Below are 13,370 nucleotides of genomic sequence, written 5' to 3' on the forward strand. Positions count from 1 at the left end.
ACCATTATGAGTAATTTATTATTTGGACATAAAGATTTATATATTGATGGGCAATTAGTTAGCGCAACAAACAACAGTACTTTTGATGTGGTTTGTCCTGGAACAGAACAAACTATTGCAACTATTAGTTGGGCTACTAAAGAAGATACTTTACGCACTTTAAACGCTGCTCAAAAAGGTTTTGAGCACTGGTCTCAACTCCCTGTTTCTAAAAGAGTTTCTTGGATGCACAAACTTAGAGATGCTATTTTAGAAAGAGCAAACGACCTACGTGAAGCTATTGTTTTTGAAATGGGAAAAACTTGGGAAGGTTCTGAAGAAGATGTTACAAGCATTACCAATTCATTACAATTCTATGCAGAAGAAATTCTAAAAATAGAAGATTTAGATATTAAAGATAAAGAAGGTACTCATACACATACAGTGATTAAACAACCTTTAGGTGTTGCTGTTGCATTTTTGGCATACAACTTTCCTTTACTAAATCTTGGATTTAAATTGGGTCCTGCCCTAGCTGCCGGATGTAGTATTATTTTAAAACCTTCTGAATTCTCTCCTATTTCTGCCTACTTAATTGGAGAAATTTGTGAACAAATCAACTTTCCTAAAGGTGTGGTAAATGTTATTTGTGGAGATTTAGAAAACGTAGGAATTCCATTGTGTGAAAGTACCATTCCACAATTAATCACCATGATTGGTTCTACCAAAACTGCTCAAAAACTAATTGAACAAAGTAGCAAAACCTCTATCAAACAATATAGTATGGAATGTGGAGGAAACGCTCCTTTTATTGTTTGTGAAGATGCCAACTTAGAAAACGCTATTAATATAGGTTCTATTTTAAAAACAGCAAACACAGGTCAAATTTGTGTAGCTCCAAATAGATTCTATGTACATAAAGCGGTAATAGATCAGTTTATAGCTGGAATGAAAACTAAATTTGAAGCTACTTCAGTTGGATTTGGAAAAGAACAAAAACCAGACATGGGACCTTTGGCAAATAAAGTTTCGGTTACTAGAGTTCAAAATATTGTAAACCAAGCTGTTTCCGAAGGAGGTAAAATTATTACAGGAGGAAAAGCAATTGACAAGCCTGGATATTTCTTTGAACCTACAGTTATTAAATTAAGTAACCCAAAATCAGAAGTTTTAGAGCACGAAATTTTTGGACCTGTTGCTTTAATTGTTCCTTTTACCTCTAAAGAAGAAGTATTAGAATTGGCCAATAATACAGATGCTGGATTGGCATCGTATGTATTTACAGAAGACAAAGAAACTCAAACTTATTTCTCTCAAAAATTAGCTTTTGGAGAGGTACAAATAAACGGTGTAAAATACGATATCTACTTGCCACATGGTGGAATTAAAAATAGTGGTATTGGTGTAGATTGTTCTGAATTTGCCTTAGAAGATTATTTAATCAGAAAAAGAATTAGCGTACAATTATAACCTATGTCTTTACCAAAAACATTTATTAGTTGCGATTGGGGAACCTCTAATTTTAGATTGCGTTTAGTAAACACCTCTACTTTAGAAGTAATAGCTGAACATAGTACAAATGTGGGTGTAAAAAAACTACATCAACAATATACAGAAAATCATCAAGCAGAAACGCAAACATCCTACTTTGCTAATTATCTAAAAACTGAAATTAAAGCCTTAAAATTTACAGGGGCAACACCAATTATTGTTGCTTCTGGAATGGCTACTTCTAGTATTGGTATGGTTGAACTGCCTTATGTAGACATGCCTATTCATTTTGATGGAGCTAATTTACTTAGCAAAACAATATCAGAAAATGGATTGGAGCTTATTTTAGTATCGGGAGCTAAAACTACTGCAGATGTTATGAGAGGTGAAGAAATCCAAGCCATTGGATTGTCTAAACACATTCCAACAGATAAAGAGGGTGTGTTACTACTACCAGGAACACACAGCAAGCACATTGCTTTCAAAAATGGTGTTTTCACATCATTCACTACTCACATGACGGGTGAATTGTTTGATGTGATCAGTAAAAACACACTTTTAACAAATTCTATCATTAAAACAGATTGGAGCAAAGAATTGGAACCTGCCTTTATACAAGGAGTCCATAAAGGTTTGGAGAACCAACACCTTTCTTCTTTATTTTCTATTAGAGCTAATGATTTATTGAAAAATAAAACCAAAGAAGAAAACTTTTACTTTTTATCAGGTTTGTTAATTGGTGGAGAATTGGCTTATTTAAAAAACAATCAACAACAAGTGTACATTGCCACCACAGGTATTTTGTACAAATTATACAAACTAGCTTTAAATCAAACTCATCAAACAGTTATTTGTTTTGATGCAGATAGGATTGACAAAGCTTTATTAATAGGACACAAAAAAATAATCGCATCACATGTCTAAATCAACATTTTCTTGGGAAAAATATAACGAAACCCCTGTTGTAGGAATTATGAGAGGGTTTTCTATGGAACAAATTAGAGAAATTATACCTGTATACATAGATAGTGGTTTTTACACAGTAGAAATTACTATGAATTCTGAAAACGCAGAAGCATCTATTACTACTTTAATCAAAGAATACCCAACTTTAAATGTTGGTGCTGGTACGGTTTGCAATATGGATGATTTAAAACGTGCTTTAAATGCAGGGGCTCAATTTATTGTTACTCCTGTAATTGATGAAGACGTAATTCGTTACTGTGTAGCTCATAAAATTCCTGTTTTTCCAGGAGCTTATACTCCTACCGAAATTTACAAAGCTTGGTCTTTAGGGGCTAGTGCAGTTAAAATTTTTCCGGCAACACAATTGGGAACCAAATACATTAAAGATATTTTAGGACCTTTAAACACCATTAAACTATTGCCTACAGGTGGGGTGGACAAAAACAATATTGCAGACTTTTTTAACGTAGGTGTTGTTGGTTGTGGAATGGGAGGTTCTTTGTTTGATAAAAATATTATTGCTTCTGGAGACAAATCAGCTTTAAAAGCCCATTTTAATGCCATTAAAAAAGCTACTAAAATTTAATTTATAAAAAATCCTCTTTGTAACTAAAGAGGATTTTTTTTATTGTCTTAAACTATTTTCAAACGGAATTCTATTCAGAATACTTCTTCCTAAAGTAACCTCATCGGCATATTCCAACTCATCTCCTACAGAAATTCCTCTGGCAATGGCCGATATTTTTACATCTAAATCTTTTACTTGTTTGTAAATATAAAAGTTGGTTGTATCTCCTTCCATGGTAGAACTCAATGCAAAAACCAATTCATTTACTTTTCCGTTTTTTACTTTTTCTACCAAACTATCAATTTGCAAATTGTTAGGACCAATTCCCTCCATAGGAGATATTTTTCCTCCTAAGACATGATACATTCCTTGAAACTGAGCTGTATTTTCTATAGCCATAACATCACGCACATCTTCTACCACACAAATAGTGGTCTCATCTCTTTTAGGGCTTGCACAAATTTCGCAAAGCTCTACATCCGATATGTTATGACAGTTTTTACACAACTTAATATCATTTACCAAATTGTTTAACGCATTGGTTAAAAAACTAGTTTGTTCTTTAGGTTGTCTTAATAAATGTAGTACCAAACGCAAAGCTGTTCTTTTACCAATTCCTGGCAATTGAGAGACTTCGTTTACTGCGTTTTCTAAAAGTTTTGATGAAAAATCCATAAGTACACAAATGTACATATATAGCGGAATAGATTAAAAAAAATATTTAATTTGTAATGGAATTAAATACATTGAATGACACCTACAACCATTGCTATAATTATAGGACTTTATTTTATTGTTTTATACACAATATCTGTAATTACAGGAAAAGACAACAACAACGATACTTTTTTTAAAGCCAATAAAAAAGCCCCTTGGTACATTGTTGCTTTTGGAATGATTGGAGCCTCCTTATCTGGAGTTACTTTTATTTCTGTTCCAGGTTGGGTAGCCACTAGTCAGTTTAGTTACATGCAAGTTGTTTTTGGTTATTTTTTAGGATATGTAGTTATTTCGTACATTTTACTTCCTCTTTACTACAAATACAACATTACCTCTATTTATAGCTATTTAGAGCAACGTTTTGGAACAAACAGTCACAAAGTTGGAGCTGCTTCTTTTTTGGTTTCTAGAGTCCTTGGAGCATCGTTTAGACTGTATTTAGTTGCCATTGTTTTACAGTATTTTATTTTTGATTCTTGGAACATTCGTTTTGAGTTTACTGTTGTTTTTTCTGTACTGCTAATTTGGATTTACACCTTTAAAGGAGGAATTAAAACCATTATTTGGACAGATACGTTGCAAACTCTTTTTATGTTAACAGCCCTAATTGTAATAGGATACTTGTTGTTAGAAAAATTAAACTCCACCCTTTTTGATTTTATTAGTTCTCAAGAATATAGCAACTACGGAAAAATATTTTTTACAGATGATGTAAACACCAAAAACTATTGGTTAAAATCTGTACTAGGTGGGGCTTTTATTGCTATTGCAATGACAGGATTAGACCAAGATATGATGCAAAAAAACCTAACTTGTAAAAACACGAAAGAAGCACAATGGAATATGATGTCTTTAGCACCCTCTCTCATCATTATTAACTTTCTGTTTCTAACATTAGGAGCTTTGTTGTTTACATATGCTCAACAAGAAAACATTAGCATTCCTATTATAGATGGTAAATCTAAAACCGATTTGCTTTTTCCAGAAATTGCTTTAAACGGAAACTTAGGATTAGGAGCCTCAATTCTATTTATTTTAGGATTGGTTGCTGCCGCTTATTCTAGTGCCGATAGTGCTTTAACATCTTTAACAACATCCTTTTGTATTGATTTTTTAAAAATTGAAACCAAATCAAAAAAAGAACAAGAAAAAATTAGAAAACAAACACATATTTACATGTCTTTCATTCTAATTTTAACCATTATTTCTTTTAAATATATTTTAAACGACAATGTAATTAGCAATCTTTTAAAGGTCGCATCTTTTACCTACGGTCCCTTATTAGGTTTGTTTTCTTTTGGTATTTTTACCAAACATAACATTAAAGATAAATGGGTCATATTTATAGCCATTATTGCTATTATTTTTAGTTATTTTATAAATGAATACAGTGCTAGTTTGTTCAATGGATTTGAGTTTGGTTACGAATTATTACTAATCAACGGAATCATCACATACATAGGACTTTATATGATTAAACACAAACATGAATAAGGATTTAAGCGATTATAGAAAAACTTATCAAAAGGGAGAATTGTTAGAAACAACAATTCCAGAAACACCAATTGAGCTTTTTCAGCAATGGTTTTACGAAGTGGAAGCTGCCGAAACTGGCCTAGAAACCAACGCTATGAACATTGCTAGCATTGGTTTAGATGGATTTCCTAAAAACCGTATTGTATTGTTAAAACGTTTTACCTGGGAAGGATTTATATTTTATACCAATTACAATAGCGAAAAAGGAACAGCCATTGCTAACAACCCAAACATATGTGCTTCTTTTTTTTGGGAAACACAAGAAAAACAAGTTATAATAAAAGGGAAAGCTGAGAAAATACAGGCAAATTTATCTGACGGATATTTTGAATCTAGACCCGAGGGTAGTAAATTAGGTGCATGGGCATCTAACCAAAGTCAAGTGGTTGCCTCTAAAGAAGAATTAAACAAACAATTAGAAAACTACACACAAAAATTTAAAGGAAAAGAAATTCCAAGACCAGAACATTGGGGAGGCTATATTATAAAACCTATTTCTATTGAATTTTGGCAAGGTAGACCTAATAGAATGCATGATAGAATAAGATATACTTTATTAGAAAATTTTGAGTGGAAAATAGAAAGACTAGCTCCTTAACCCCTAGTAGCAAACAACTATGAAAACAATATATATTGTAAGACACGCTAAATCTTCATGGGAATATGAAGGTATAGATGATATAGACAGACCTTTAAAAAAACGAGGAATTAAAGATGCGTATTTAGTAGCCAAAGTTTTAAAAAACAAAATTCCTAAACCCGATTCTTTTATTTCTAGCTGTGCTAACAGAGCACTACATACTGGAATTATTTTTTGTAATGTACTAGGGTTTCCTATGGCACATTTAAAAATAAGCAAATCATTATATAGCTTTAGTGATGGCTATTTGGTCAAAACAATTAGAGCTTTAGATGATGCTTATGATTCTGCCATTGTTTTTAGTCATGATCATGGAATTAATACCTTTGTAAATTCTTTTGGAAGCGAACCTATAGCCCACGTACCTACATGTGGTGTTATTGGAATTCAGTTTGATACACAACATTGGAAAAACATAAAACCAGGTAAAACAATTTTAAAAGAGTTTCCTAAACATCATAAAAAATAAAGGAAACCTATATTAATTAAAAACAATTTATTTTGATTAAAATTCAAAAATACGGAGCCATAGATATTGGATCTAACGCTGTTAGACTTTTAATTATGGATGTCATAGAAAAAGAAGATGGTACGAGTGTAAAATTTAAAAAAGCAGCTCTTATTAGAGTACCCATTCGTTTAGGAGAAGACACTTTTGTAACCGGAGAAATTTCTGAAAAGAAAATCATCAGGCTTACAGATGCTATGAATGCTTTTCAACTACTAATGAGTATCCATGGAGTTGTCAAATACAAAGCATGCGCAACATCGGCTATGAGAGATGCTTCTAATGGTGACTATGTAATTGATAGAATTTTAAAAAAAACCGGAATTAAAATTGATATTATAGACGGTAAAATTGAAGCAAAAATTATTGCCACTACAGATTTGGGAGAATTGTTAGACAATAGCAAATCTTACTTGTATGTTGATGTTGGTGGTGGTAGTACAGAAATGACTGTTTACAAAAACGGAAAACTCAGCCGATCTAAGTCTTTTAAAATGGGAACCGTAAGAATGTTAAACCAAAAAGACAGCCTAAAAGAAGAGTGGCAAGAAATGAAAGAATGGGTTAAAAAACATACTTCAGATATAAAAAACATATCATTAATTGGGTCTGGTGGTAACATTAACAAAATATACAAAATGTCTGGTAGAACAGATGGATCTCCACTTTCTTACATATACATGAAAGCAAATTACAGGTATTTAAAAACCATGAGTTATGATGAACGTATTTCTGAATTAAACTTAAATCAAGATAGAGCCGATGTAATTATACCGGCCACTAAAATATATTTATCTGCCATGAAATGGTCTGAAGCAAAACGTATTTATGTTCCTAAAATTGGATTGGCAGACGGAATTGTAAAAAGCTTATATGCAGGTATTATTGAATAGACATATCTCTTTTTTTATTAAAGTTCTATGCATTTCTTTTTGGGTCTTTAGTTGTTCTTCTAAGTCTAAAAAACCAAAAGCAGAAACGCAAACTGCTGTGGTAAATGTTATTAAAAAAGAAAGTCCAAAACAAGAACCTAAAAAACCAACGCTACAAGAAATAAAAGATTCTTTATTGGCACAAATTCCTAAAAAGGAGCTATTGGTTAAAGACATTATTAACCATAAAAATGTTAAAAGTTTTTTTTTAGAATACGGAAGAAAAAACCCAGAAACTAAACTTTTATTAAAAACTAGACTTGGTAACATACATATTACGCTGTATAAAGAAACTCCATTGCACAGAGCTAGTTTTATTTATTTAATTAAAAACGGATATTACAACAAAACCTGTTTTCATAGAATTGTAAAAGATTTTATTATTCAAGGTGGTTGGTCAGAAAAAACTATTGTTGACACGTATAGAATACAATTGAACAATTATAAAATTCCGCCAGAATTTAGAGACGGAATTACTCACAAACGCGGAGCTTTGTCTGCTGCCAGAAGATGGGTTAACAACCCTGGAAAAAAATCAAATCCGTTTGAATTTTTTATCATACAAACAAAATTAGATTGTAGTCATTTAGATGGAGAACACACTGTATTTGGACAAGTAACCAAAGGATTTGATGTTATAGATAAAATAATAGATGTTAAATTAGATGGACACTCAGAATGGCCAGAAGTGGATGTAAATATTGAGTTTGAAATTTTAGAATAAACTTATACTACCACACTTCATATTTAATTCCTTCATTGTTCATATAGGTATTTTCCTCTTTGTTTAAGTTAATTTTATTTCCAAAATAATCTGTAGGCTTGCATCCCGCTGCTTCGGCAATACACATCGTTGCTGCAAAATCCCAAGCACAACCTCCCCCTAGTTTATCTCTGTGTGGTTTTATATATACTGCAGGAGCATTTTGCAACACACACATGGCATTTATCACTGCTCCCTGATGTGTTACCAATTCTAAGGGCTTTTGATACTTTTCTAAAGAAATTCTTTCTAAAGATTGTACCAAATATTTATGAGCTCCTGAAGAAACAAAACTTAAATCGCTATAAAAAGTTAACCCCTTATTTTTGTGATATTGAATTGTAAGCAGTTCTCCATTCTTATAAGCTTTTCCTCCTTTTATAGCCTCATACAAATCATCATGATAAGGATCATAAGCTACACCAATAACTGCATTTCCGGCTTTAGAAACCAAAGCAATAGACACCGCAAATCCAGGGCTTTTTTGAGTAAAAGGCAACGTACCATCAATAGGGTCTACGGTCCAAAAATAATCTTTAACCAATCTACTTTTATCATCTTCAGACTCCTCTCCTAACCAACCTAAATCATACTTTTTAATACTATCTTGTAATGTAGAATAAATTATTTCTTGAGATTTAAGATCTACCTCTGTAACTACATCGGCTGCCAAACTCCCTCCTTTGTTTTTACTACCTATTTTAAAATCTGTACCAAAACAAGCAATTACATGAGCTCCTGCTTTTAAAGCAGCGTGTTTTGCTATTGTTCGTAAAGTTTCTAATTCTGTTACGCTTAATTTCATTTGTTTATTTTTAACAAAAAAAGCCTAATAGAATAAATGTCTATTAGGCTTTTAAATATATTTTAAATAAAATATTTACGATTTCTTTTTAGCGGCTGCTTTTAGTTTTATGTTCTCTATAACAGTTCCTGTAATCCAATAAGGCACTACAAATGTTAATAAGAAAATTAACAACCAAAAACCAGCTGTAAATACAAATAAGAATGCTAAAAATCCTGAGAATTGTGAAATATCCATTTTATTCTAAATCTTTTGTTCGTGTTTAATAAATGCAAAAATAAACTATTTTTTGATTTTAGCACTTAATTTCTATAATTATTACAGCTTAAAATACTCCGTTATTTAAAGCTATTAAAGCTTCTTTTTTATTTTCTGTGTTAATCAACAAAGACACATTGTAATCAGAACCACCATAAGATATCATACGAATAGGAATGTGAGACAAGCTATTTAAAATAGCAGTACTAGCTCCTGTTCTTTTAGATGAAAAATCTCCTGCTAAACATACTATACTTAAATCTGTATCAACATCTACATTTCCAATTTCTTGCAACTCTGCTACAATTTCTTTTAAGTGTGTTGTATCATCTATTGTTAAAGATACTGCTACTTCTGAGGTTGTAATCATATCTATAGAAGTTTTGTATTTTTCAAAAACTTCAAAAATCCCTTTTAAGAAACCATAAGCCATTAACATTCTAAAAGACTTGATCTTTATAGCAGTAATTCCATCTTTGGCAGCAATAGCTCTCACTCCACTAGGCACCTCACAATTTTTAATAATTGTTCCAGGAGCATTTGGTTCAAATGTATTTTTTAGCAATACAGGTACATTTGCTTTACGTGCCGGAATTACAGATTGTGGATGCAAAATTTTAGCTCCAAAATAAGCCAGCTCAGCAGCTTCATCAAAAGAAATTTCTTTTAAAGAAAAGGTGTTTTCTACAAAACGAGGATCGTTGTTATGCATTCCATCAATATCTGTCCAAATCTGAATTTCTTCAGCAACAATAGCAGCACCTATTAAAGAAGCAGAATAGTCAGAACCTCCTCTTTTTAAGTTGTCTATTTTACCTGTATGGCTGTTACAAATATATCCTTGTGTAACAAAAATTTCTGTAGATGGATTGTTTGCTATAATTTTTCCATACTCTTCTGTAATTTTAGATAGTACAGGTTCGTTAGATTCATCTATAGCCATAAAATCAAAAGCAGAAACTAGCAAAGCATTGGCTCCTACTTCTTTTAAATGAAAATTAAATAGGTTGGTAGACAATACTTCTCCTTGAGCTACAATGTTTTTTTCTATTTGAGAAGATGGAATTTCTATACCAATATGTTCTCTAATAAATTCAAAACGATTAGAGACTAAAGCAATCGCTTCATTTTGATTTTCTTTTTCTGTCAACAATTCGTTAACAACATCAACATATTTTTCAATCAAATTGTTGATCAAATTGTTAGCTTCTTCTTCTCTATAGTTGATGATATGATCTGCTACTTCGTGTAAAGAATTTGTTGTTCCAGACATGGCAGATAAAACCACCGTTTTTTTCCCTTCTATATTTCTAACAATGTTAGCTACCTCTTTTATACTCTTTGGACTTCCTACAGAAGTACCTCCAAACTTTAATACTTTCATAATAGTTGTTTCTAGTTTCAGTTATTTTAATTTACTCCAAAAAATATTTGCAATAAAAATGCAAAGGTTTCACAAATGTGTTATTTGAACAAAAAAATAATAATATCTTTACATCTTAATACGAATTGTTAAAATTTGAACACGTATGAAAACCATACAAGAATCTGTAGAAGGAATTATTAGAAAAACACCTTTTTTAGAAGAGGCTTTAAATGATAAATTAATCAACGTTTCATCACTGGCCAGAGTCATTCAGCCAGACGTTGAAAAAGATTTAAACAAAGATGTAAAGTCTGGAGCTATCATGATGGCTATCAACAGACTATCTCCTTCTAGCATTTTAAAAATCAGAAAAAACATCAAAAAAATAACTCTTACTTTAGGAGATTTTATTGTACGTTCTGATTTGGGGAATTTTACCTTTAAAAACACCCCAACCTTATTAAAATGTATTTCTGATTTAATTCACGAGTTTGGAGAAGACAAAGATTATTTCTTTACCATTTCTCAAGGAATTTTTGAAACCAATATTATTACTAGTAAAAAATTACACGATAAAGTTTCTGATATTTTTAAAACTGAACAATTACTATCTTCTTCTAAAGAATTAGCTTCTATTACCATTAAGTTGCCAAAGTCTAATTCTCAGCAATCTGGAATTTATTATTTTATTTTAAAACAATTGGCTTGGGCAGACATTCCTGTACAAGAAATTATATCTACCACACACGAAATTACTATTGTGGTAAAAGAAGAAGATATTAACAAAACTTTCTCTATTTTAATAGACATGAAAAAGAATTAATTTTTTTATTGATTTAATAACTATAAAAGCTCCAATCCTTAAATCTATAGAATTGGAGCTTTTTTATCATAAAAAAATAAAATTAGGTGCCTTTTTAAGAATTATAACACCTTACTTCATACAAACGAATGTTTTTAGCACCATAAGTATCTTTTACATTTATTCTAATAGCTGTTGTTTTCACCTTCTCAAAACTAAACTTAATCAATCGTTTTCTGTTTTTATTAAGAGTTCCTACCTTTAGCCACGTACCGTTTACACGAGCTTCTACATCTAAAGATTTTAGCAACTCAATAGGTACTGTATTGGTAAACCTATCATCATTTCTAGAATCTTTACGCATTAAAATATTACGTCTCACGTTGGTATCGCATTTAATTACGATATTAGATAATTGAATGGGTTTGTCCCATTCTAATTGTACGTTTGCATTTTTACCTTCAGACTCCCAGTGATGAATTTCATCTTGTACATCTCTAGAATACCCATCAACTAGTAATTTTGCATCACCCGATGCAGTAGAAGAAGCAAAAATAAAACTTGCTTTTTTAGCCAAATCTTTATCGTCTCTAGAAGGTCTATTTGGAATATAAGCATCATCTAACAACAATTGTTCTTGCAAGTTGTTTATGTATTTTTTATAAATATCTCTAGGTAAAACATTTTTTTGTATACACATGGCTGCAGCAGTTCCAACAGCTTGTCCCATAGTTGCACAAGTACCTTGCAATCTTGTTGATGACAGAGCAATATGTGTTTGACTGATATTTCTACCTGCAAACAATAAGTTTTTAATATTTTTAGAATACAAACTTCTGTAAGGAATTTGATATACTTTTTCGAACTTTTGATGAAAATAGCTAGGAGGTTCTGTAATATTTTCTATTCCTCCAGGGTTGTGTTCATCTAAAGACCACCCCCCGTAACCAACAGCATCTTCAAAATCTTTGTACGTTAACAAATCTGGTTCGCATAAAATATAATCACCTATAAAACGTCTAGACTCTCTTTTTCCTGGTAAAGAACACACCCAATCTAAGGCATGATTTTTTGCTTCTGGATTCGTTTTTTTTATATGATCCCAAACTCCATAAGCATAGCCCATTAATTTTTCTCTATTCTCTTCAAATTCTGCAATAATATCCTTATCGCTACCTACTTCTACCCACCAAATACCCTGAGAAAAATGTTTCAATTTTCTGTGTTTGTGAGCTTCTTTGTAATTATATGGTATGGTAAAGTGTGGGGCTTCATAAGGCATTGGTTTTCCCATGTCTTTAGAACTTAATAAAATGGTTGCCCCCATTTGCCATCCATCAGCTTTGTCTGGAGCATACTTCTCATTAAACTCTGCTTTTCCTTCTCTACCTGTTTTGTAAAGAGCTCCTGCTGTGGCCGCCATCAAACCATCACCTGAACAATCTATAAATACATCGGCATAAATGGTAATTTCTGTTTCTGTAGTTAATTGCCAACATTTTACCGATTTAATTTTAGACTTTTCGGTTTTTGCCTGAATAGCTTGAGTGTTTAGCACTACTTTTAAATTAGGAACAGACGTTGCATAATCATAAATAATATGGTCCCAAACAGTATAAGACTCTTGAGGGTTGTGAAATCTATTATGTAATAAAATTTCTTCTACCACTCCTGTTTCTCGTTCTGGAGTACCATTTTTTAAATGTGTAACTCCGTTCAAATGTACTCTAATTTCACTAGATGCATTTCCTCCTAATACAGGTCTGTCTTGTACCAAAATAGTTTTAGCTCCATTTCTTGCTGACGATACTGCTGCACAAACTCCGGCAACACCACCTCCAATAACAGCTACTTCGTAATTATATGATTTTTTTCTAATTACGTTTGATGAATCCTCAAAAATCCCTTCTGATACTTTGTTTACATCGTTAGAGTCTATAGACAATTCAGAAGCATTGATTCCCGTTATTGGAATTATACTAGCTGCCACAGCTCCTTTTACACCTTTTTTAAAAAATTCTCTTCTTTCCATGATT

The 13,370-nt window shown here is 31.8% G+C and carries 14 protein-coding genes; 9 read left to right on the plus strand and 5 right to left on the minus strand.

Annotated elements, in window-relative coordinates; genetic code table 11:
• The first annotated feature begins 6 nt into the window (after positions 1 to 6).
• Genes ACY2IJ_RS04630 through ACY2IJ_RS04640 form a run of 3 tightly spaced genes read left to right on the plus strand, consistent with a single transcriptional unit; the run spans position 7 to position 3,022 of the window.
• Positions 7 to 1,449 carry an aldehyde dehydrogenase family protein gene (locus ACY2IJ_RS04630; RefSeq protein WP_476725988.1) on the plus strand — a complete coding sequence of 481 codons (1,443 nt, stop codon included), beginning with the start codon at positions 7 to 9 and terminating at the stop codon, positions 1,447 to 1,449.
• 3 nt (positions 1,450 to 1,452) lie between these two features.
• Positions 1,453 to 2,394, plus strand: a complete 942-nt coding sequence (locus ACY2IJ_RS04635) for a 2-dehydro-3-deoxygalactonokinase (protein WP_476725989.1) — start codon at positions 1,453 to 1,455, stop codon at positions 2,392 to 2,394.
• Positions 2,387 to 3,022 (plus strand): bifunctional 4-hydroxy-2-oxoglutarate aldolase/2-dehydro-3-deoxy-phosphogluconate aldolase, encoded by a 636-nt coding sequence (locus ACY2IJ_RS04640; protein ID WP_476725990.1) that lies wholly within the window; start codon positions 2,387 to 2,389, stop codon positions 3,020 to 3,022. The genes ACY2IJ_RS04635 and ACY2IJ_RS04640 overlap by 8 nt, the downstream gene beginning before the upstream one ends.
• A 39-nt stretch (positions 3,023 to 3,061) precedes the next feature.
• Here the strand turns inward: ACY2IJ_RS04640 and recR are convergent, their stop codons facing one another.
• Positions 3,062 to 3,679 (minus strand): recombination mediator RecR, encoded by a 618-nt coding sequence (gene recR, locus ACY2IJ_RS04645; protein WP_476725991.1) that lies wholly within the window; start codon positions 3,677 to 3,679, stop codon positions 3,062 to 3,064.
• A 75-nt stretch (positions 3,680 to 3,754) separates the two neighbouring features.
• Here recR and ACY2IJ_RS04650 point away from each other — a divergent pair, with 75 nt between their 5' ends.
• The 5 genes from ACY2IJ_RS04650 to ACY2IJ_RS04670 are packed head-to-tail and all read left to right on the plus strand — an operon-like array spanning position 3,755 to position 8,064.
• A complete protein-coding gene (locus ACY2IJ_RS04650) occupies positions 3,755 to 5,218 on the plus strand; it encodes a sodium:solute symporter (RefSeq protein ID WP_476725992.1) in 1,464 nt (487 codons plus the stop codon).
• The gene (gene pdxH / locus ACY2IJ_RS04655) at positions 5,211 to 5,858 is read left to right on the plus strand and encodes a pyridoxamine 5'-phosphate oxidase (protein ID WP_476725993.1); all 648 of its coding nucleotides are present in this window, start codon (positions 5,211 to 5,213) and stop codon (positions 5,856 to 5,858) included. Before ACY2IJ_RS04650 ends, pdxH begins: the two co-directional genes overlap by 8 nt.
• A 19-nt stretch (positions 5,859 to 5,877) precedes the next feature.
• Positions 5,878 to 6,369 (plus strand): SixA phosphatase family protein, encoded by a 492-nt coding sequence (locus ACY2IJ_RS04660; RefSeq protein ID WP_476725994.1) that lies wholly within the window; start codon positions 5,878 to 5,880, stop codon positions 6,367 to 6,369.
• A 32-nt stretch (positions 6,370 to 6,401) separates the two neighbouring features.
• Positions 6,402 to 7,301, plus strand: a complete 900-nt coding sequence (locus ACY2IJ_RS04665) for a Ppx/GppA phosphatase family protein (RefSeq protein WP_476725995.1) — start codon at positions 6,402 to 6,404, stop codon at positions 7,299 to 7,301.
• The gene (locus ACY2IJ_RS04670) at positions 7,282 to 8,064 is read left to right on the plus strand and encodes a peptidylprolyl isomerase (protein ID WP_476725996.1); all 783 of its coding nucleotides are present in this window, start codon (positions 7,282 to 7,284) and stop codon (positions 8,062 to 8,064) included. The genes ACY2IJ_RS04665 and ACY2IJ_RS04670 overlap by 20 nt, the downstream gene beginning before the upstream one ends.
• Positions 8,065 to 8,071: 7 nt before the next feature.
• On the opposite strand, the gene ACY2IJ_RS04675 is transcribed toward ACY2IJ_RS04670, so the two are convergent.
• From ACY2IJ_RS04675 to ACY2IJ_RS04685, 3 genes are all read right to left on the minus strand, one after another.
• A complete protein-coding gene (locus tag ACY2IJ_RS04675) occupies positions 8,072 to 8,908 on the minus strand; it encodes an inositol monophosphatase family protein (protein WP_476725997.1) in 837 nt (278 codons plus the stop codon).
• Between the two features lie 75 nt (positions 8,909 to 8,983).
• A complete protein-coding gene (locus tag ACY2IJ_RS04680; protein WP_476725998.1) occupies positions 8,984 to 9,145 on the minus strand; it encodes a hypothetical protein in 162 nt (53 codons plus the stop codon).
• An 88-nt stretch (positions 9,146 to 9,233) separates the two neighbouring features.
• Positions 9,234 to 10,550 (minus strand): aspartate kinase, encoded by a 1,317-nt coding sequence (locus ACY2IJ_RS04685; protein WP_476725999.1) that lies wholly within the window; start codon positions 10,548 to 10,550, stop codon positions 9,234 to 9,236.
• A gap of 145 nt (positions 10,551 to 10,695) precedes the next feature.
• On the opposite strand from ACY2IJ_RS04685, the gene ACY2IJ_RS04690 reads away from it, so the two are divergent.
• Positions 10,696 to 11,355: a hypothetical protein gene (locus ACY2IJ_RS04690; RefSeq protein ID WP_476726000.1), complete on the plus strand. Its 660-nt coding sequence runs from the start codon at positions 10,696 to 10,698 to the stop codon at positions 11,353 to 11,355.
• Between the two features lie 94 nt (positions 11,356 to 11,449).
• Here ACY2IJ_RS04690 and ACY2IJ_RS04695 read toward each other — a convergent pair whose 3' ends face one another.
• On the minus strand, positions 11,450 to 13,366 hold the full coding sequence (locus tag ACY2IJ_RS04695) for an FAD-dependent oxidoreductase (RefSeq protein ID WP_476726001.1): 1,917 nt from the start codon (positions 13,364 to 13,366) through the stop codon (positions 11,450 to 11,452).
• Positions 13,367 to 13,370 lie beyond the last annotated feature (4 nt).

Source organism: Wenyingzhuangia gracilariae (assembly GCF_056387575.1).

Excerpts from the sequence above, each read along its gene's own strand:
- ACY2IJ_RS04630 (WP_476725988.1), top strand. The coding sequence starts at position 7 with ATGAGTAATTTATTATTTGGACATAAAGATTTATATATTGATGGGCAA.
- ACY2IJ_RS04635 (WP_476725989.1), top strand. The coding sequence starts at position 1,453 with ATGTCTTTACCAAAAACATTTATTAGTTGCGATTGGGGAACCTCTAAT.
- ACY2IJ_RS04640 (WP_476725990.1), top strand. The coding sequence starts at position 2,387 with ATGTCTAAATCAACATTTTCTTGGGAAAAATATAACGAAACCCCTGTT.
- recR (WP_476725991.1), bottom strand. The coding sequence starts at position 3,679 with ATGGATTTTTCATCAAAACTTTTAGAAAACGCAGTAAACGAAGTCTCT.
- ACY2IJ_RS04650 (WP_476725992.1), top strand. The coding sequence starts at position 3,755 with ATGACACCTACAACCATTGCTATAATTATAGGACTTTATTTTATTGTT.
- pdxH (WP_476725993.1), top strand. The coding sequence starts at position 5,211 with ATGAATAAGGATTTAAGCGATTATAGAAAAACTTATCAAAAGGGAGAA.
- ACY2IJ_RS04660 (WP_476725994.1), top strand. The coding sequence starts at position 5,878 with ATGAAAACAATATATATTGTAAGACACGCTAAATCTTCATGGGAATAT.
- ACY2IJ_RS04670 (WP_476725996.1), top strand. The coding sequence starts at position 7,282 with ATGCAGGTATTATTGAATAGACATATCTCTTTTTTTATTAAAGTTCTA.
- ACY2IJ_RS04675 (WP_476725997.1), bottom strand. The coding sequence starts at position 8,908 with ATGAAATTAAGCGTAACAGAATTAGAAACTTTACGAACAATAGCAAAA.
- ACY2IJ_RS04680 (WP_476725998.1), bottom strand. The coding sequence starts at position 9,145 with ATGGATATTTCACAATTCTCAGGATTTTTAGCATTCTTATTTGTATTT.
- ACY2IJ_RS04685 (WP_476725999.1), bottom strand. The coding sequence starts at position 10,550 with ATGAAAGTATTAAAGTTTGGAGGTACTTCTGTAGGAAGTCCAAAGAGT.
- ACY2IJ_RS04690 (WP_476726000.1), top strand. The coding sequence starts at position 10,696 with ATGAAAACCATACAAGAATCTGTAGAAGGAATTATTAGAAAAACACCT.
- ACY2IJ_RS04695 (WP_476726001.1), bottom strand. The coding sequence starts at position 13,366 with ATGGAAAGAAGAGAATTTTTTAAAAAAGGTGTAAAAGGAGCTGTGGCA.